The organism is Bartonella tribocorum, from assembly GCF_002777915.1.
GTDB lineage: Bacteria > Pseudomonadota > Alphaproteobacteria > Rhizobiales > Rhizobiaceae > Bartonella > Bartonella tribocorum_A.
In genome coordinates this window covers 137,011-156,403 of the sequence record NZ_NJGE01000004.1, presented here as the reverse complement: position 1 = coordinate 156,403, position 19,393 = coordinate 137,011, and the positions used below count along the sequence as shown (strand labels likewise).

General features: G+C 38.0%; 19 protein-coding genes. 16 read left to right on the top strand and 3 right to left on the bottom strand.

What is annotated here, in order from left to right:
• The 16 genes from CER18_RS03035 to CER18_RS02960 all read left to right on the top strand — a co-directional run.
• Positions 1-500 (top strand): YadA-like family protein (locus CER18_RS03035; protein WP_180299371.1); only part of this gene is annotated, 500 nt, incomplete at its 5' end.
• On the top strand, positions 497-1,099 hold the full coding sequence (locus tag CER18_RS03030; protein ID WP_100128619.1) for an invasion associated locus B family protein: 603 nt from the start codon (positions 497-499) through the stop codon (positions 1,097-1,099). The genes CER18_RS03035 and CER18_RS03030, both read left to right, overlap by 4 nt.
• Positions 1,100-2,055: 956 nt before the next feature.
• Positions 2,056-3,366: a Ppx/GppA phosphatase family protein gene (locus tag CER18_RS03025; RefSeq protein ID WP_100128618.1), complete on the top strand. Its 1,311-nt coding sequence runs from the start codon at positions 2,056-2,058 to the stop codon at positions 3,364-3,366.
• A 30-nt stretch (positions 3,367-3,396) separates the two neighbouring features.
• A complete protein-coding gene (locus CER18_RS03020; protein ID WP_100128617.1) occupies positions 3,397-4,125 on the top strand; it encodes an RlmE family RNA methyltransferase in 729 nt (242 codons plus the stop codon).
• A 170-nt stretch (positions 4,126-4,295) separates the two neighbouring features.
• Positions 4,296-5,321 carry a GTPase ObgE gene (gene obgE, locus CER18_RS03015; protein WP_100128616.1) on the top strand — a complete coding sequence of 342 codons (1,026 nt, stop codon included), beginning with the start codon at positions 4,296-4,298 and terminating at the stop codon, positions 5,319-5,321.
• A gap of 1 nt (position 5,322) precedes the next feature.
• Positions 5,323-6,465, top strand: a complete 1,143-nt coding sequence (gene proB / locus CER18_RS03010; protein WP_100128629.1) for a glutamate 5-kinase — start codon at positions 5,323-5,325, stop codon at positions 6,463-6,465.
• Positions 6,466-6,507: 42 nt separating this feature from the next.
• The gene (locus tag CER18_RS03005) at positions 6,508-7,764 is read left to right on the top strand and encodes a glutamate-5-semialdehyde dehydrogenase (protein WP_100128615.1); all 1,257 of its coding nucleotides are present in this window, start codon (positions 6,508-6,510) and stop codon (positions 7,762-7,764) included.
• Positions 7,765-7,793: 29 nt separating this feature from the next.
• Positions 7,794-8,387, top strand: a complete 594-nt coding sequence (locus tag CER18_RS03000; protein WP_100128614.1) for a nicotinate-nucleotide adenylyltransferase — start codon at positions 7,794-7,796, stop codon at positions 8,385-8,387.
• Between the two features lie 68 nt (positions 8,388-8,455).
• A complete protein-coding gene (gene rsfS, locus CER18_RS02995) occupies positions 8,456-8,884 on the top strand; it encodes a ribosome silencing factor (protein WP_100128613.1) in 429 nt (142 codons plus the stop codon).
• Between the two features lies 1 nt (position 8,885).
• Positions 8,886-9,368 (top strand): 23S rRNA (pseudouridine(1915)-N(3))-methyltransferase RlmH, encoded by a 483-nt coding sequence (rlmH, locus tag CER18_RS02990; RefSeq protein ID WP_100128612.1) that lies wholly within the window; start codon positions 8,886-8,888, stop codon positions 9,366-9,368.
• A gap of 135 nt (positions 9,369-9,503) precedes the next feature.
• Positions 9,504-10,748: a murein hydrolase activator EnvC family protein gene (locus tag CER18_RS02985; RefSeq protein WP_100128628.1), complete on the top strand. Its 1,245-nt coding sequence runs from the start codon at positions 9,504-9,506 to the stop codon at positions 10,746-10,748.
• Positions 10,738-12,048 carry a S41 family peptidase gene (locus CER18_RS02980; protein WP_100128611.1) on the top strand — a complete coding sequence of 437 codons (1,311 nt, stop codon included), beginning with the start codon at positions 10,738-10,740 and terminating at the stop codon, positions 12,046-12,048. The genes CER18_RS02985 and CER18_RS02980 overlap by 11 nt, the downstream gene beginning before the upstream one ends.
• Positions 12,049-12,086: 38 nt before the next feature.
• Positions 12,087-12,608 (top strand): RNA pyrophosphohydrolase, encoded by a 522-nt coding sequence (locus CER18_RS02975; protein ID WP_100128610.1) that lies wholly within the window; start codon positions 12,087-12,089, stop codon positions 12,606-12,608.
• Between the two features lie 109 nt (positions 12,609-12,717).
• Positions 12,718-13,278, top strand: coding sequence for an invasion associated locus B family protein (locus CER18_RS02970; protein ID WP_100128609.1), 561 nt, complete (start codon positions 12,718-12,720; stop codon positions 13,276-13,278).
• A 335-nt stretch (positions 13,279-13,613) separates the two neighbouring features.
• Complete coding sequence (locus tag CER18_RS02965; RefSeq protein ID WP_100128608.1) at positions 13,614-13,907, top strand: YggT family protein; 294 nt, start codon at positions 13,614-13,616, stop codon at positions 13,905-13,907.
• Between the two features lie 22 nt (positions 13,908-13,929).
• Entirely contained in the window at positions 13,930-14,244 is a 315-nt protein-coding gene (locus CER18_RS02960) for a DUF167 domain-containing protein (RefSeq protein ID WP_100128607.1), read from the top strand.
• Positions 14,245-14,296: 52 nt separating this feature from the next.
• Here CER18_RS02960 and ppa read toward each other — a convergent pair whose 3' ends face one another.
• From ppa to mgtE, 3 genes are all read right to left on the bottom strand, one after another.
• A complete protein-coding gene (gene ppa / locus CER18_RS02955) occupies positions 14,297-14,827 on the bottom strand; it encodes an inorganic diphosphatase (protein WP_100128606.1) in 531 nt (176 codons plus the stop codon).
• A gap of 66 nt (positions 14,828-14,893) precedes the next feature.
• Positions 14,894-16,720 carry a translational GTPase TypA gene (gene typA / locus CER18_RS02950; protein WP_100128605.1) on the bottom strand — a complete coding sequence of 609 codons (1,827 nt, stop codon included), beginning with the start codon at positions 16,718-16,720 and terminating at the stop codon, positions 14,894-14,896.
• 1,060 nt (positions 16,721-17,780) lie between these two features.
• On the bottom strand, positions 17,781-19,157 hold the full coding sequence (mgtE, locus tag CER18_RS02945; protein ID WP_100128604.1) for a magnesium transporter: 1,377 nt from the start codon (positions 19,155-19,157) through the stop codon (positions 17,781-17,783).
• Positions 19,158-19,393: the final 236 nt, after the last annotated feature.

The window sequence follows — 19,393 nt, the reverse complement described above, 5'->3', positions numbered from 1 at the left end:
AGATTACGTTAGTTGGAGGTAATGAAAGTGATCCAGTATTGATAGATAATTTAGCGGAAGGTCGTATAGAAAGTGGTTCGAAAGAAGCGGTAACGGGTGGTCAATTGCATGATTATACGGATCAGCAGATGAAGCTAGTGCTTGATGATGCGAAGAAGTATACGGATGATCAAGTAAGTAGTCTTGTCAATAATGGTGTTAATGAGGCAAAATCTTATACGGATATAAAGTTTGAGACGTTAAATTATGCCATTGAGGATGTCCGTAAGGAAGCAAGACAAGCAGCGGCTATTGGCTTGGCAGTATCTAACTTACGTTACTATGATATACCAGGATCTGTAAGTGTCTCATTTGGTAGTGGTTTGTGGCGCAGCCAATCTGCCTTTGCTATCGGTGCTGGTTATACATCTGAAGATGGAAATATTCGCTCGAATGTATCTATTACAAGTGCTGGAGGTCACTGGGGCGTAGGTGCTGGAATTACTCTGAGGTTGAGATGATAATAGCAAAAATGATTATTATTTTAAAAAAAAGAAATATGTTAGTGAAGATTCTGTTTGCTCTTGCCTTAATAGGCAAGGGCGAAAGCTTTGCTAATGAAAATAATAGTATTTATACAATTCATCCACCGCACTTATCCATACCTAGAGGAGAACCAGGTGAAACACGACGAATTATTATGCAGTTTTATGACTGGACTTTGATTTGTGATGAAAAACAAAAGCTTAAGCTTAAGCAAGGTATTTGTAATGTGACACAGACTGTTCATGATCAGGAAGGAAATACCATTTTTAGTTGGTCTCTTGTTTCTACGACAAATGGTCAAGCAGTGATGCTTCTTCGAACATTGCCAAATTCTGATATAAATGTTCCGATTCAGATGTTTGTGAAAGGTGAAAAAAAACCTGTTCTTATTCATTATACGCAGTGTAATGAAACGGTTTGTTTGGCACAATCACCTGTAGGGCCGGTTCTTACTAAACAAATAGAACAGGACAATAAAGTACGTATTTCCTATAAACTTAAAGATGGAAAGGTATTTTCTTTTACTGTGCCATTTAAAGGGTTAAACGCAGCACTTAATTCTTTGCGTCCTTAGAAGTTCATTGGGAAATTTTTAACGAGAGTCATTTTTTCATAAATTGTTGAGTTATATTTTTGAATAAATTATAAGGTGAAATAAGTGACAAGTTTTATGTCATGAGATAGAGAAGTGATTTATTCAAAAAAATGCGAGTTTTATGAAGTTAAAATCACCATGAATACTTTAATATAATAGAAAATTAGGTTAGAGTTTTCCACAGATCTTAGAGAGTAATTGCGTTAGTTGTTAGCAATAAAAAGTTATGAGAAATACTCAATTGTAAATAAATAGAAATATGCCCTTCTTACAATAAGGAGCATGCTAGATTCTTTTTAAGTTTCATATGGCTTTTTAGAGCGGTCTGATTAAGCATTAATATGTTTTAATTGAAATATTATAATAACAAGAGAATTTATAGTTCCAGAGAATTTTTGAACGATAGTTTTTCCTTGTATTCACGAAATAATGGCACCGTAATTGCATTTTATAGGACCATGAAGCTTTTATTCTAGCATAACCAAAGCCATTTTGTTGCATATAACAAATGAGGTTTGTGTACGGATAACGCGATTGAAAAAAAGAATTTTTTCTCTTATAAACTATATCAATGTGTAGGTTGTTGCAACCTTAAGCATTAGCAAAGAGTATGATAATGCTGGTTTGTTACAATAGAAGCGTACTTCGTATAAATGATATAAAAATAGCATAATTTACAAAATTGATTTGAACTTAAACGATTAGTTTATAGTTATCAAGAGAAGCATGACTTCACGGAAGCAACCAAAAGATTATACAAAATTTGAATGATGTTAGTATCTAATGATACTAGCGTAGAAAGTTTCGATGATAAGAAAAAAGAGAATGTTTTCTTGTATTTTATCATTTAATGCCGCACTGTTGCTTTATTTAGGAATGGGCAGAAGAGTTTTTGCGTTTATTTATTGGGGGAAAACGCTCAAGGGATAAGAGAAATGACCCCGTTAAATTATGGTTCAAAAGAGTCAAAGCAAGGAGAATCATACGATACCAAAGCAAATCAATTGCATGATCACTGTGGGAATAATAAAAATAGTCGTTCTGCATTGTCACGAACAGAGGCATGCTCTATCCTTGTTGATATAAAGAGACAACAGAGAAAAGGACATTGTAAACAGAAACAGGTTTTAATTCAATCGGAGACAGCTTTTGAGTTTCATAATCAGACAATGATGGACGCTCAAAAAACAAAAAAACGCCAAGCGCCTTTTCTTCGACGGTTCTCTCAAATAAAATCTCCACCTCTTTATGCGGCTCTTGATTTGGGGACGAATAATTGTCGTCTTCTTATCGCATCTCCTAGTAAACCGGGATATTTTCGTGTTGTTGATGCTTTTTCTCGTGTTGTACGATTGGGAGAAGGTTTAATAAATAATGGTTTTCTTAATGCACAAGCTATGGATCGTGCGATTGAAGCATTAAAGATTTGTCGTTTAAAGCTAAAACAAAGGCATATTAAGCGTTATCGTTTGATTGCAACGGAAGCTTGCCGTTCAGCAGAAAATGGTAGGCATTTTATTCAGCGTGTTTTGGATGAGACAGGTCTTGAATTGGAAATTGTTGATCGGCAAACAGAAGCACGTTTTGCTGTTACAGGATGTAGTACACTTGTTGAACCAAATACTGAGGCAATTGTGCTTTTTGATATTGGGGGAGGATCATCAGAAATTGTGCTCCTTGATGTTTCTCAAAAGCGTTCTTTTCGTTTAGTGGGACAAATTACTGCTTGGACTTCTCTTCCTGTTGGTGTTGTTACGCTTGCGGAACGTTTTGGGGGGAATAATATTAGTTTAGACGACTTTGAAAAAATGAAAAATTATGTGCGAGGATTGTTAAATAGTTTTTCAGATCGTCATAAATTAGGAGAGTTAGCGCAAGGATCGAAGTTTCATCTTTTGGGAACTTCTGGTACGGTTACGACTTTAGCAGGGATGTATCTTAATTTAGAGCATTATGATAGGAAGAAAGTGGATGGCATTTGGATGGATGATGCAGACATTACTCTTATGACAAAACGCTTATTGTCATGGGATATAGAAAGACGTGTCATAAATCCTTTTATTGGGCGTGAGAGAGCAGATTTAGTTTTAGCTGGTTGTGCAATTTTAGATGTTATTCGAGAAGTTTGGCCAAGTCAGCGTTTAAGAGTTGCTGATCGTGGATTAAGGGAAGGAATTTTGATAGAGCTGATGTTACGCGATGGTGTATGGTGTCGTCGTAGAAAGAGCAGAGATTTCAAGCGTTAGAGAATTAAATATTGGAGACGATGAATAACGATGAAAAAAACAACAAAAACCCCAACAGGTGGTTATGGAGGTTCAGGGTCACATGAATTATATCAGCGCGTAAAAAAGAAAGCTGGAACCATTAAAGCTTCATCACGGCGATGGTTAGAAAGACATTTGAATGATCCTTATGTTCATCAATCAAAAGTAGAGGGTTATCGTTCGCGCGCGGCTTATAAGCTCATTGAAATTAATGAACGTTATAAGTTTCTTAAAAAAGGTCAAAAGGTTATTGATCTAGGGGCAGCACCGGGGGGATGGTGTCAGGTCGCTGAGCGCATAGTAGGGGCAAGTGATGAAAAACCTAGTGTCGTTGGCATTGATTATTTGCATGTGGATCCATTACCTAGAGTTGCGATGTTAGAAATGGATTTTTTACATGCAGATGCACCGCAAAAATTAATTGAAACTTTAGGGACAAAACCGGATGTGGTTCTTTCTGATATGGCAGCACCAACAACAGGTCATCGTCAGACGGATCATTTAAGAACGATTTATTTATGTGAAGTTGCTGCTGATTTTGCTCTTTCTGTTCTCAAGCCTGGAGGACATTTCTTAGCAAAGGCCTTTCAAGGAGGAGCAGAAAATACTCTTCTTGCAAGATTAAAACAGCATTTTAAAAAAGTCTATCATGTTAAACCACCCGCAAGTCGATCAGAATCAGTGGAGCTTTACCTTCTAGCGCTTGAATTAAAGGGAAAAACAAAAATACAAGAATAGCGCCTTCTTTTTAGAAGACTTCACTTTATTTAATCTATTAACGGGATGATTTTTTCTCAAAGAGTTATTAGCGATCGTGACAGTTTTTCTGTTATCAATGATGAAAAACTGGTAAAATTAATATATTGCCTATAGAGGTAGAGAGATTGATTCCTCAGTGAGTGCTTCCAATGAAATTTCTTGATCAAGCTAAAGTTTATATTCGTTCTGGGAATGGAGGTTCTGGAGCAGTATCATTTCGCCGTGAAAAATTCATAGAATTTGGGGGGCCTGATGGAGGGAATGGAGGACGGGGTGGTGATGTCTGGGCTCTTGTTGTTGATGGGCTTAACACGCTGATTGATTATCGCTACCAACAGCATTTTAAAGCAAAAACAGGGGGGCATGGCAAGGGGCGTAATATGACGGGTGAGAAGGGTGATGATGTCATCCTTAAAGTTCCGGTTGGAACGCAAATTTTTGAAGAAGATAATACAACGTTAATCTGTGATTTAACACAAGTGGGACAGCGTTATCGCCTTGCAAAAGGAGGGAATGGCGGTTTTGGTAATCTTCATTTTACAACATCGACAAAACGGGCACCACGTCGTGCAAATCCGGGTTTGGCTGGAGAAGAGCGTGCAATATGGCTTCGTTTGAAGTTAATTGCTGATGCGGGGCTTGTTGGTTTACCCAATGCCGGAAAATCAACTTTTTTAGCTTCTGTAACGGCTGCAAAGCCAAAAGTTGCAGATTATCCTTTTACCACTCTCCATCCTCATCTTGGTGTTGTACGAATTGATGGTCGTGAGTTTGTTTTGGCTGATATTCCCGGTTTGATCGAAGGAGCCCATGAAGGGGTGGGAATTGGAGACCGTTTTTTAGGACATGTGGAACGTTGTCGTGTTCTCCTTCATTTAATTTCTGCTCAAGAAGAAGATGTTGTAAAAGCATATCAAATTGTGCGTCATGAACTTGAGGCCTATGGAAATAATCTAAGTGATAAGATTGAAATTGTCGCTTTAAGCCAGATAGATACTCTTACGATTGAAGAGCGTAAAACAAAACAGGAAGCTTTGCGCAAAGTAACGGATCAACCTGTTATGATGTTTTCTGCGGTTAGCCGCGAAGGTTTAGAAAATGTGCTGCGTACAGGTGCACATATTATTGAAATGTCACGCAAAGAGGAGATTGGTGGGGATAGCAGGATTGATTGAGATGGCTGTTGTTGGATTGCAAAAACTCACACACTATAAACGTATCGTGGTTAAGATTGGATCTGCACTTTTGGTTGATCCTCAGACAGGTTTGCGCGTTGAATGGCTTAAAAGCTTGATTAATGATGTTGTTGAATTGCACAAAGGAGGCGTAGAAATATTATTGGTGTCTTCAGGCGCTATTGCTTTAGGAAGGACATTGCTACAGCTTCCTAAAGGAGCTTTGAAATTGGAAGAAAGTCAGGCGTGTGCTGCTTTGGGACAAATTGAATTAGCAAAAACCTACGGTGATGCGCTTGCACAACATGGACTCAAAACAGGCCAGATTTTGCTCACTTTATTTGATACAGAAGAACGAAGGCGTTATCTCAATGCACGTGCGACGATTAATGTACTTTTACGTTTTGGAGCAGTGCCTGTTATTAATGAGAATGATACTGTTGCAACAAATGAAATTCGTTATGGTGATAATGATCGTTTAGCTGCACGTGTGGCAACAATGATGGGGGCGGATCTTTTAATACTTTTATCTGATATTGATGGTCTTTATACAAAGTCGCCCCATTGTGATCCGACGGCTGAATTTATTCCTTTTGTTGCGTCCATTACGCATGATATCGAAAAAATGGCGGATGTTGCTGCTTCAGAGTTTTCACGGGGAGGAATGAAGACCAAGCTTGATGCTGGAAAGATAGCGAATGCTGCTGGAACAGCGATGATCATTACTTCAGGCAAACGTATGAATCCTCTTGCGGCGATTGATAAAGGTGAACGCAAGAGTTTTTTTGCGGCCGGTGAGAAATCTGTTAGTGCTTGGAAAACATGGATTTCTGGTCATTTAGATCCGTCTGGTATTTTGACGATTGATCAAGGAGCTATTAAGGCTCTTGAATCAGGAAAATCATTATTAGCAGCAGGGGTTATTGCTGTTGAGGGAAATTTCCATCGTGGGGATACGGTTGCAATTGTTGATACAAATGGGGTTGAGATTGCGCGTGGACTTGTAAGTTATGGAAGAGATGAAGCTATACGTATTATAGGACGTAAAAGCGAAGAAATAGAATCTATTCTTGGGTATGAGGCACGTTCTGCTATGGTGCATCGTAATGATATGATTTTACGCTGCTTGACCAATTCTGTTTAAAAAAGTTACTTTATTTATTGTTTTGGTAGAGTGAATGATACGATGACTTTAGAAGAACAAATGAAAGATATGGGGAAAAAAGCACGTTCTGGCGCTGCAGCGTTGGCTGTTGCTTCCTCTGAGCAAAAGAACAATGCATTAGAGATGATCGCTTTAAGCCTAGAGGCTCACTCAGATGAAATTTTACGGGCGAATTGTCTGGATTTAGAGAAGGCTGCTCAGAATAATTTGAAAGCTGCAATGGTGGATCGGCTCAAATTAGATGAATTGCGTTTGGGTGCAATAATAGAGAGTGTCCGCCAAGTTGCTCGTTTATCTGATCCTGTTGGGCAGGTCATAAGTGCTTGGACACGCCCCAATGGGCTTCATATAAGTCGTGTACGGACACCTCTTGGTGTGATTGGCATTATTTATGAGAGTCGCCCAAATGTTACAGTTGATGCGAGTGCTTTGTGTTTAAAAGCGGGCAATGCTGCGATTTTGCGCGGTGGTTCGGATAGTTTTCATTCTTCACATGCTCTTCATCGTGCATTAGTACAAGGTTTAGAACAGGCTGGTTTACCTAAAGACGCGATTCAAATGGTTGGAACGACAGATCGCGCTGCCGTTGGGGAGATGCTCAAAGGATTGGATGGAGCGATTGATGTGATCGTGCCACGTGGTGGAAAGAGTCTTGTTGCGCGCGTTCAGTCTGATGCGCGTGTTCCAATTTTTGCCCATTTAGAGGGGCTTTGTCATATTTATATTGATAAATCGGCAGATTTGGATATGGCGCGCAATATTGTTTTAAATGCGAAGTTGCGTCGAACAGGGATATGCGGTGCTGTTGAGACAGTTCTCATTGACAATGAGGCATTAAAAAAGTTTCTTCCTGTTTTGACTGCTTTACAGGAGAAGGGGTGTGAAATCCGTGCTACAGAAGATATTGTATTTCTTCTGCCAGATGTGAAATTAGCCTCTGAAGAAGACTGGTCACATGAATATCTTGATGCTATTCTTTCTGTTAAAACAGTTGAGGGGGTTGAGGGAGCCATTGCTCATATTAAGCGTTATTCATCAGGGCATACGGAATCGATTATTGCTGAGGATATGGAAGTGGTGAAGAAATTTTTTAATCATTTGGATTCAGCTATTTTATTACACAATGCGTCCACACAGTTTGCTGATGGAGGTGAATTTGGTTTTGGAATGGAAATTGGTATCGCAACAGGAAAAATGCATGCACGTGGTCCCATAGGTGTTGAACAGCTAACATCATTTCAATATCATGTTAAAGGAAACGGTCAGGTTAGAGCTTGAAAAATCCACTTTTCCCATGGAAAGATCGTATGCCACATGTTGAAAGATCGAATGTTGTGGGTCTTTTTGGTGGTTCCTTTAATCCACCGCATGCGGGGCATCTTCTTGTTGCAAAAATTGCTATTCGGCGTTTGCAGCTTGATCAGTTGTGGTGGATGGTTAGTCCAGGCAATCCTTTAAAGGATTGTACACAGTTGCTCTCTTTAGAGGAGAGAATGCGATTAAGTTTTAAGCTTATTGATCATCCAAAAATTCGCTTAACAGGTTTTGAGCAGGCTATAGGGAGCAAAGTATCAGTAGAGACGATTTTTTATATTCTGAACCATTACAGTAGCGTAAATTTTGTATGGATTATAGGGGCAGATAGTTTTACAACAATTCATCATTGGTATCGATGGCGTGATATTATCTCTATGCTTCCTATTGCAATTATTGATCGTCCTTTAGGCAATAAATCAGCCCTCTCTTCTCCTATGGCACACATTTATCGCCAGTTTCGTTTGGATGAGAGAGAAAGTGAGCGATTACCTTTTATCAAGCCGCCAGTTTGGACCTATTTGCATGGACCTTTATCTTTTCAATCTTCAACAAACCTTCGTTTAAAGCAGAATAATTTTTCTTGAACAATTTATAAGATTCTGCTTCTCTTTAGAGAAAGCTTTTTTACATTCTACAACAATAAGAAAGGAATATTGATCTGAAAAACATTGTACAAAACCACTCTTACGATATTTTGTCTTCAAAAGCAAAAAAAGTTTTTTCTGTTAAGGGGAGTCTTGAAATTATTCTCAAGAGTTTAGAAGATACAAAAGCAGAAGATATTGTTTCTGTTGATATTCAGAAAAAGTCCTCTTTGGCTGATTATATGGTCATAGCTTCAGCAAATTCGCAGCGTCATATATCTTCTATCGCGGATCATTTGCTACGCACTTGGAAAGACAGTGGGCAGGGTCTTGCACGTGTAGAAGGGCTTTCTGGAGGTGATTGGGTATTGATTGATACAGGTGATATTATCGTTCACCTTTTTCGTCCGGAAATTCGTCTTTTTTATAATTTAGAAAAAATATGGATGGCTCCAGATTTAAACAATACAACATCGGTTCTCTTCGGAGATCATTAAAATGCAAATTTCTATTTTTGCGGTTGGTCGTATGAAAAGTGGAGCAGAGCAAAAATTGGTTCAGCATTATTTGGATCGTTTTTCTAAAAGTTCCGGAGCTGTAGGATTTCATTTAAAAAAGTTACAGGAGATACCAGAAAGTCGCGCTCAAACAGCGTGTCAACGTATGGAGGAAGAGGGAAGAAGGCTTATTGAATTTTTACCTGAAAAATGTCGATTAATTGTGTTGGATGAGCGTGGAGAATCGATTTCTTCAGTTGCTTTTGCTGAGAAATTAGAGTGCTATCGTGATGAAGGCATTCGGGATGTCATCATTGCTTTGGGGGGACCTGATGGGCATAATGAACAAATAAGGAATCGTGCTGATTTTCTTTTATCTTTTGGTTTTATGACGTGGCCACATCAAATTGCACGTATTCTTCTTACAGAACAACTTTACCGCGCTGTGACCATTGCAAATCACCATCCATATCATCGTTTTTAAATATTTTTTATTCAATTTTTAGCACTTATTTATATATTTATTAATATAGTTTTAGCCGACACCGTTTAAAGCATCTCTCGTGTATACGATGAGGTGTCATGGTTTTTGCAAATGAAAAAGCTTCTTCATAGAAAGATGCGATATTTATATGGGGAATGCGTGATATTTGTCATTCTGCTCTTGAATACGTTTTTTTGCTTTTCTGTATCGCATGCGGAAGATACAATGAGGAGTGCAGAAGTACATAAAGAATTGGGAGAAATTCGCCAAAATATTTCACTTTCGCGTGAGCGTGTTGTTTTTCTTACGCGTCAAGTTGAGCATTTAAAAAAAGATCAACGTGTTTTGAGTGATGCACTCGTAAAAGCTGCTCAAGAAGAACGTAAAATCGCAGATGATATTGCTGAAAGGGAAGAAAAGCTTGAAAAAATGATAGAAAAGCGGGTACAAGTCTATCAAAGTTTACAAAGTCGTCGCGCTGAATTTGCAGAAGTTCTTGCAATTTTAGAACGTATGGGATTAAATCCACCTCCAGCTCTTATGATACAGCCAGAGGGTGTGTTAGCTTCCATGCGCAGTTCTGTTTTATTAGGGGCTGTCATTCCTCAAATGCAAGAGAAAACACGAGATTTAACAGAGAAACTCAAAGAGTTGACCAATTTAAGCAATTCCATTACTATAGAATATACGGCATTAAAGACCAAACTGCAAAGTCAAGCAGAACAGCGAAAACGTCTAGAGCTTTTATTAGACAAAAAAAACAAACTACAAAAAGAATCAGAAAAAGAACTTATAGAACAGCAACAAAAAAATATTGCTCTTGCTAAAAAAGCGCAGTCTTTGGAAGAATTGATTTTAGAGCTTGACCGTCAGTCAAAACTTAGCTCTGATTCATCAATACAGATACGGAAAAGTTTACAATTGTTAGAGCAATCCAATTTTGAAAGCCGAAAAGGTTCTTTACTTTTTCCTGTTTCAGGAAAAAGAATCCGATATTCTCATAAGAATTCGCAGATTACGCGTTTTGGTGAGACGATAGAAACAGAGTCAGGGGCTGTTGTTATATCGCCCGCGGATGCTTTTGTTGCTTTTGCTGGGCCATTTCGTTCTTACGGACAGTTAATCATTCTCAATGTTGGAAATGGTTATCATGTCATTCTTACTGGAATGTCGAAAATTAATGTAAAACAGGGGCAGTTTGTTCTTTCAGGTGAGCCTCTGGGTATGATGGGGATGCAATTTATTGCAAATAGTGTTGCATTGGATATAGGAAAAGCTTCCCCAATGCTTTACATTGAGTTTAGAAAGCAGGGAAAGCCTGTAAATCCAACTCCTTGGTGGCAGACTGAAAAAATGAGAAGGAGCCAAAATGATTCGTAAAGTTATTTTTTTGGTCGCTGGGGTATTGCTCGGCGCCTGTTCAATGATTATGGTGCAGTCTGTTGCTGCGAATAATGAAGATAACGCCTATAAAAAGTTGGCCATATTTGGCGATGTTTTTGAGCGCGTGCGTAAGCAATACGTCACAGTTCCAGATGATAAAAAGCTGATTGAAAATGCTATCAATGGTATGCTTACATCGCTGGACCCCCATTCATCTTATTTGAATGCTGAAGAAGCTAAAGATATGCGGGATTCTACGAAAGGAGAATTCGGAGGTCTTGGTATTGAGGTCACTATGGAAAAAAACTTAATTAAAGTTGTTTCACCAATGGATGATACCCCCGCTTCAAAAGCAGGTATTCTAGCAGGAGATCTTATTTCAAAAATTGATGATGTACAAACGAATGGTCAAACGTTGAATGAAGCTGTTAATAAGATGCGAGGGGCTCCTGGAACACCAATTACCTTAACAATTATTCGTTCTGGCGTTGATCAGCCATTTGAAGTTAAGATTATTCGTGATATTATCAAGGTAAAAGCGGTGAAATATCGGGTTGAGGGCGACATTGGATATTTAAGAGTTATTCAGTTTTCTGAGCAGACATTAGGGAATCTTCTAGCAGCGATTAAAGATATCCAATCTAAAATTCCTGAAGATAAACTAAAAGGTTATGTCCTTGATTTGCGGCTTAATCCGGGTGGACTTTTAGATCAAGCTGTTAATGTTTCGAGTGCTTTTCTCAATAAAGGTGAGATTGTATCAACGCGTGGCCGTAAAAAGAGTGATGTGACGAGATTTGATGCGAAGCCAGGGGATGTCATCAATGGAAAACCACTCATTGTTCTTATTAATGGTGGTTCGGCAAGTGCTTCTGAAATTGTTGCAGGAGCCCTACAAGATCATCGTCGTGCAACAATTTTAGGGACGCAATCTTTTGGTAAAGGATCTGTTCAAACGATTATCCCTCTAGGCGAAGATGGTGCCTTACGTTTAACAACAGCGCTTTATTATACGCCGTCTGGCACTTCTATTCAAGGAACAGGAATTACACCTGATATTATTGTAGAGCAACCACTTCCTGAAAAATATAAGGGTTATGATGTAAAAGTTGGTGAGTCTGCATTAAAAGGGCATATCAAAGGGAAACGAGAAAGCAATAAAGGATCTGGTTCAGCTGCTTTTGTTCCGAAAGACCCTAAGGATGATATTCAATTGAATGAGGCTTACAAACTGTTGCGGGGTGAGATGGCAAATGCAGCATTTCCACCAGATCCCAATAAGGATATATTAAAGTGAGAAATGATATCTAGAGCTTGCACTTTTGAGGAATATAAATGGATGCAGATGTTAACTTGAAAACGCTTCCGTATCGCAGATGTGTTGGAATTGTTGTCTTTAACCATGAGGGTAAAGTTTGGGTTGGGCGTCGTTTAATGACGCCAACATGTACAGATATTGATAGATCTCATTGTTGGCAGCTTCCTCAAGGAGGAATTGATGAAAATGAAAAACCATTAGATGCAGCATATCGCGAACTTTATGAGGAAACGGGTATTCGGTCTGTAAAGTTGATTAAAGAAGCACAAAATTGGTTCCATTATGATTTTCCACAAGAACTTGCTGCGTGCACATTAAGCAATAAATATCGTGGGCAAACACAAAAATGGTTTGCTTTCCAGTTTACCGGAGAGCTTTCTGAAGTTATGATTAACCCGCCCCCCGATGGCAGTAAAGCGGAATTCGATCAATGGAAATGGATTGATCTAGAAGCCATTCCTTCAATTGCTATTTATTTTAAAAAGCATGTTTATATGAGAGTTGTCAGCGAATTTCGAGGTAGCCTTAAGTTATTATAAAAGCTATATGACTATGCGAAAGCTTTTTTTATTAAGATGCTTTATATAATGTAATTATTTATAGATGATAAACATGTGTCTCTTTTATGTAAAGAACAGGAATATAAAAATGAAAAAGTTATTTAATTTATTTATAGTTTGTACTCTTTTGAGTATTTCATCTGTTGCATTTGCAACAAATTCAAAGCCTTCTGCACCAAAAGAGGCAGCAGAAACATTGCCAAATGGAGCTTCTTCTTTGACTGAAACCTACGGCTTGTGGACCATTAACTGTGGGTTACAAGAAGGGAAAAAAGTTTGCTTTATGCATCGTCAAGAAGTCAATGAGCAGGGGCGTGTCGTTGTAGCTATGACTCTTATTCTCAATGCTGAGGGTGCTGTATCGGGTAATTTAACAGTTCCTTTCGGTATTTTGGTTTCTAAGCCTGTTCGGTTACAAGTTGATGATGGAAAAGCTGTTATTGAAACTGGTATTCGGACTTGTGTACCAGCAGGTTGTATGGTTCCAGTTGCCTTTGACAAAAATCATGTAGCAGCCTTACGTGCTGGAAAACAATTAAAGTTAGCGATGACAATTGCTGCTGCAGGTGAACCACCTTTGAATGATTTATTTGTTCAGCTAAATGGTTTTAGTAATGCTCTTAATCGTTTGGCTGCCTTACAGAAATAAGGTTAAAAATGAAATAAAAGCGGCCTTTTAAGGCCGTTTTTAGTTTGTGCATATAGTATTGATCATTAAAACGATGAGAGTTAAGCTATAACTCTATAATTCAGTGCTTTTAAAATTTTCAGATTATTTATCATTTCTTCTATTTTCAGTGCACTCTTTAATTTTGATATTTGTTTTCTAACTTTATCATTATTAAATAGAGAGATGAATAATTTGAGCTATTTATTTTTTATTCATAGAATATTGGGATATAAAACTATTATTCAATATACCGATTCATTTTAATGAAAACTTTCTATACACTTTTCTGTTTCCTTGATTGAAAGGGATAACGCATGGTTTATGCATTGCTTCAAACGATTGATTTAATTTTTGAGATTTATATTGATATTTTAATCGCCAGTGTTATTCTCTCTTGGCTCTATGTCTTTAATATCATAAATTCACGCAATCGTTTTGTTATTCTGATAAGCAACTTTCTCTATCGCCTTACAAATCCCGTTTTAAGCCCTATCCGACGAATTTTACCAAATTTGGGAACGATTGATATTTCGCCTATTGTGGTGTTCATTATTATTTATTTTATTCGTAATTTCATGTGGCGCGTTTACGAAGGCATGTATCTATAGAAATGCGATTTGGGGTGAATAAATGTTTTATCAAGTTGATAAAAATAGCTTGATTTTGTTTGTATACCTCATTCCAAAATCATCCGTTGACAAAATAATAGGGATTGAATGTAGGGATGGTGAGAAACAATATTTGGTTATACGCCTTCGTGCAGTTCCTGAAGATGGAAAAGCAAATAAAGCTCTCATTAAGTTTTTTGCGAAGCAGTGGAAAATTCCATCTTCTTCTATTTCTCTGAAAAGTGGTGCAACATCTCGCTATAAACAGCTTCACTTTGCAACACATTTAGAAGAGTTAAAGGAGATATGGCAATCCTTTAGAGATTGTATCTCATAGAAAAATAAATAATAAAGCCTATTTTTTAATAGGCTTTATGTTATTAAAATTTTTATATTTCTTTATTGCGCTCAACCGCTTGCTTAATTAGTTCATAAGCAAAGTTTTTGTCACGCCACCCTTCAATTTTAGCCCATTTCCCAGGTTCCAAATCCTTATAATGCTTGAAGAAATGTTCAATTTGTTTGAGTGTAATTTCAGGCAGGTCTGTATAGTCATGAATATTGATATAGCGTTTTGTTAATTTTGGAGTGGGAATGGCAATAATTTTTTCATCTTTACCACCATCATCTTCCATCATCAAAGCCCCAATGGGACGAACATTGATCACACAACCAGGCATCAGTGGACGGGTATTACAGATAAGAACATCAATAGGATCACCATCATCTGAAAGCGTATGAGGGACAAAACCATAATTTCCAGGATAAACCATTGAAGTATGAAGAAAACGGTCAACGAATAATGCGCCCGACTTTTTATCCATCTCATATTTTATCGGTTGCCCCCCAAGAGAGACTTCCACAATAACATTAATATCTTCTGGTGGGTTTTTGCCCACGGGTATTTCCTTAATATTCATAAAGGCATCCTTTCTGGGATTAAAGTAAGGCTTACAATCAAATATTTTACCAAAGAGATTATGAAATTAGTTTGAAATCGACGCCCGTGTTTTTTCAAAACGTTTACGTTCATTGGGATCAAGATAAAGTTTGCGAAGACGAATATTCTTAGGGGTGACCTCCACAAGTTCATCATCTTGTATCCAAGATAGAGCACGTTCTAGTGTCATTTTAATGGGAGGTGTTAACTTTACGGCCTCATCTTTTCCAGAAGCGCGCATATTGGTGAGTTTTTTTCCTTTTAAAACATTGACTTCTAAGTCGTTATCCCGTGAGTGAATGCCAATAATCATACCCTGATAGACTTTCACCCCTGCATCAATGATCATAGGTCCGCGATCTTCAAGATTAAAAAGAGCATAAGCGACAGATTCACCGTTGTCATTTGAAATCATAACACCATTAACACGACCAGCAATATCTCCTTTATAAGGTTCATAAGCATGAAAAAGGCGATTCATAATGGCTGTACCACGGGTGTCTGTTAAAAGTTCTGATTGATAACCAATGAGTCCTCGAGTGGGCGCGTAAAAAACAAGGCGGACTCGATTCCCTCCAGAAGGACGTAATTCCACCATTTCACCTTTACGTTCAGACATTTTTTGCACAACAGTACCGGAATATTCTTCATCAACATCGATAACAACTTCTTCTATTGGCTCAAGAGTTATTCCATTTTCATCTTTTTGCATCACAACACGTGGACGTGAAACACTAAGCTCAAATCCTTCACGGCGCATATTTTCAATGAGAACTGCAAGTTGCAATTCTCCTCGTCCTGAAACGTAGAAAGAATCTTTATCGGCTGATTCTTCAATTTTTAGAGCGACATTGCCTTCTGCTTCTTTTAACAAACGGTCACGAATGACACGGCTTGTTACTTTATCTCCTTCCGTTCCTGCAAGGGGACTATCGTTGACGAGAAAACTCATCGTAACAGTAGGAGGATCAATGGGTTGGGCAGTAAGGGGTTCATTGACAGCTGGATCACAGAAAGTATCGGCAACGGTGCCTTTTTGTAGACCTGCAATCGCAACAATATCACCAGCATTGCCTTCTTCAATAGGTTGCCGTTCTAGACCACGAAATGCCAAAATTTTTGAGATACGTCCAGTTTCTAAAAGTTTTCCATCTTGCCCAAGAACTTTAACATTTTGATTGGGCTTTAGAGAACCGGAATGAATACGCCCTGTAATAATGCGTCCTAAAAAGGGATCCGCTTCAAGAATAGTTCCAATCATGCGGAATGGTCCTGCGGCTACACTAGGAGAAGGAACATGCCGCGTTACAAGATCAAATAAAGGCCCCAAGCCTTGATCTTTTGGTCCCTCTGGGGCCTCAGCCATCCATCCATCGCGCCCCGATCCGTAAAGAATAGGAAAATCAAGCTGTTCGTCGGTTGCATCAAGAGCGGCAAAAAGGTCAAAAACCTCATTAATGACTTCATCAACGCGTGCGTCAGGTCGGTCAATTTTATTAATAGCAACAATAGGGCGTAATCCCACTTTTAATGCTTTACCAACGACAAATTTTGTTTGTGGCATTGGTCCTTCCGCTGCATCAACAAGGACGATGGCTCCATCAACCATGTTTAGAATACGTTCAACTTCTCCACCAAAATCGGCATGTCCTGGTGTATCAACAATATTAATTCGGGTATCTTTCCAAACAACAGATGTCACTTTCGCTAGAATTGTAATTCCACGTTCTTTTTCAATATCGTTTGAATCCATCATACGTTCGCTTGTACGCTGATTATCACGGAAGTTTCCTGATTGCTTGAGAAGTCCGTCTACAAGCGTTGTTTTCCCATGGTCAACGTGGGCAATGATGGCAATGTTACGCAATTGCATAAATTTTCTTCTTTTCGTTTAATGAAATTTCATTTGAGGCAAAGTTTTTACATTCTTTGCCTGACTATTAAAAAGCCTTTTACATGCTTTTTTATAATTTTGGAAGATGGAGTCCATATTTTTATAGCAAAGCGATTTCCTTAAGTCTTTCATGCTCTATGAAGTCTCAATTGTTGGAGTTTCGTAAAAGAACTTTGTAGTCCATGAGTATTCTATTCTCGAGCCAAAAATTGTTCATAAATCACTGTTAATTTAGTCTTTATCGATATAACGCAAGGAGTTTATGTGAACACCTGCAAGAATAAGTAAATGTAAAGCGAGCTGTGTTACATTTATTGTTTTTCAAAAAGATTGATAAAAATCCGGAAGATCTTTCAATCTATAGCCAATCTATTGACGGCTTTATATTGTTCTTCCTAATAAAGCTTTTGCTTCTTGTGGAGTTTATCAATCAACATCCAGACTTAATGCAACCGCATATTTGAGATAAATATTGAGACGATTAAAAGTTTTATAACAAGTTTTGACTTTTATATGCCAGATTAGAGGAAGAGTTATTATCTATTTTAATGTATTTATGAAACGCGACCACAGCCTGATTTATAAAGAATACGAAGATATTAAAAGAAAACTTTCCTCTTTGTCGTTATTTTTAATTCGGTTTTATGACTTAAAAATCTTCTCAAGAAATGCATTTTAAACCATAGAGATTTGTTCATTGATTAGACTTTTGTTTATCATACTTGATAAAATTATACCTCTCCTGCAAATAGAGCACTCTAAAAAGAATACACTTACTTGTTGCACATTTTTGTCTTTTTTTAAAGAGAGATGCCTTAATATCACACCTCCATCCCGCTTATGACAAGCAAGAAGATGATTTTATGAGAAGATTATGATGAGGTAATTTTACGGCATTGGAAGCTATTATTCGATATAAAAATGTTTATCATATGAAATGATGCGCTAGAAAATAAATAATAGAACTTGTGCTCTTATGGAAAGATCTGAAACGATATGACAAGATCTTTCCATAAGGGCATGTTTTTACTTCATATATTTAAAGAAGAGTTCCTGATAAAATGAAGGAAGCTACAGAAAAATAGATTATAATACCCATGACATCGACTAAAGTTGCCACAAAAGGAGCAGAAGCACTTGCTGGATCAAATTTTAAACCTTTAAGAATAAAGGGCAACATAGAGCCAGAAAGAGAACCGAAGGTAACGATGCCAACTAAAGCAGTGCCTACAGTTGTTGAAACAGCAATCCAATGTTGTCCATAGTCATAGATACCGAGTTGTTGCCAAAGAGCGATGCGCGTAACGCCAATAATTCCGAGTAAGAGACCAAGGGATAGTCCTGTTGGAATTTCACGAATGATAACTTTCCACCAGTCTTTTAGCGTGAGTTCACGTAAAGCCAATGCGCGGATAATAAGGGATGTCGCTTGTGAACCGGAATTTCCTCCTGAACTCATAATGAGAGGAATAAACAGTGTAAGAATAATCGCTTTTTCAAGTTCAGTTTCGAAATATTGCATAGCGCTTGCGGTTAGCATTTCACCGATAAAGAGTAAAGCGAGCCAGCCGCCGCGTTTTTTCATCATTTCAGGAAATTTGATTTGCATATAGGGTTTATCAAGTGCTTCCATACCCCCAAATTTATAGGCATCTTCATTCATCTCATCGACCATAGTATCAAGCACATCGTCAACGGTTACAATGCCAATGACATGGTTATTTTCATCAACGACGGGCACCGAGAGAAGGTCATGGCGCTGGAAAAGACGCGCAATATCTTCATGATGTGTGAAGGGCGATATTGTAATGGGCGAATCATGGGTAGGGACGTTCAGAATTTTTTCATCCGGTGAGGCAAGAATAAGATTACGCAGTGAAACAGCTTTGAGAAGAGTTCCTGTTTTAGGGTCAATCACATAGCTGGTATAAACTGTTTCACGTGTTCTCTCGACCTCACGAATATGATCCAAAGTTTTTTGTATGGTCCAGTTTGAAGGAACCGCTATAAACTCTGTTGTCATCAGTGCCCCAGCTGTATGATCAGGATAACTTGTGAGTTTTTTAAGTTCAGCGCGCGTTAAGGGTTTAAGCAAGGCATAAAGCCGTGTACGGGTTTCTTTATCCATTTCTTGAAAGACGTCTGCAGCAGCATCTGCAGACATGCCATCAAGAATTTCAACAGCACGATTTATGGGCAAAAGTTCTAAAATAGCAACAGGTTGTTCAAGTTCTGGTTTATCAAAAAGTTCGATAACATACTCAAGAGGCAGAAGACTAAGAATAGTTACACGCTCCATGATATCGAGGTCATTGATGATATCAATAGAGTCTGCAAAATGCTGATTTTTTAATTTTTCAGCGAGAGCTTCAGGAGAAAAGTTTTTGAAGTCAAAGGTCGTTTTGATTTCGGTCATGATAAAGTACCTCCTGAAAAGTTGGAGTGTTATAAATCCAGATAAGATGACGAGATAAAAAATAAAAGTTTATGGAAGATTCGAAAAAAAACCTCCCCAACCATATTTCCAATTGTTAATATTTTAAATAAAGTCAAGGATAAATTATAAGTTATAAACAATTTTCTGAAATTATTGAAAAAAGAATACAGCCTAATTTAGGGATAATATGGAGGCGTAAATGTAAAAATCAGTTC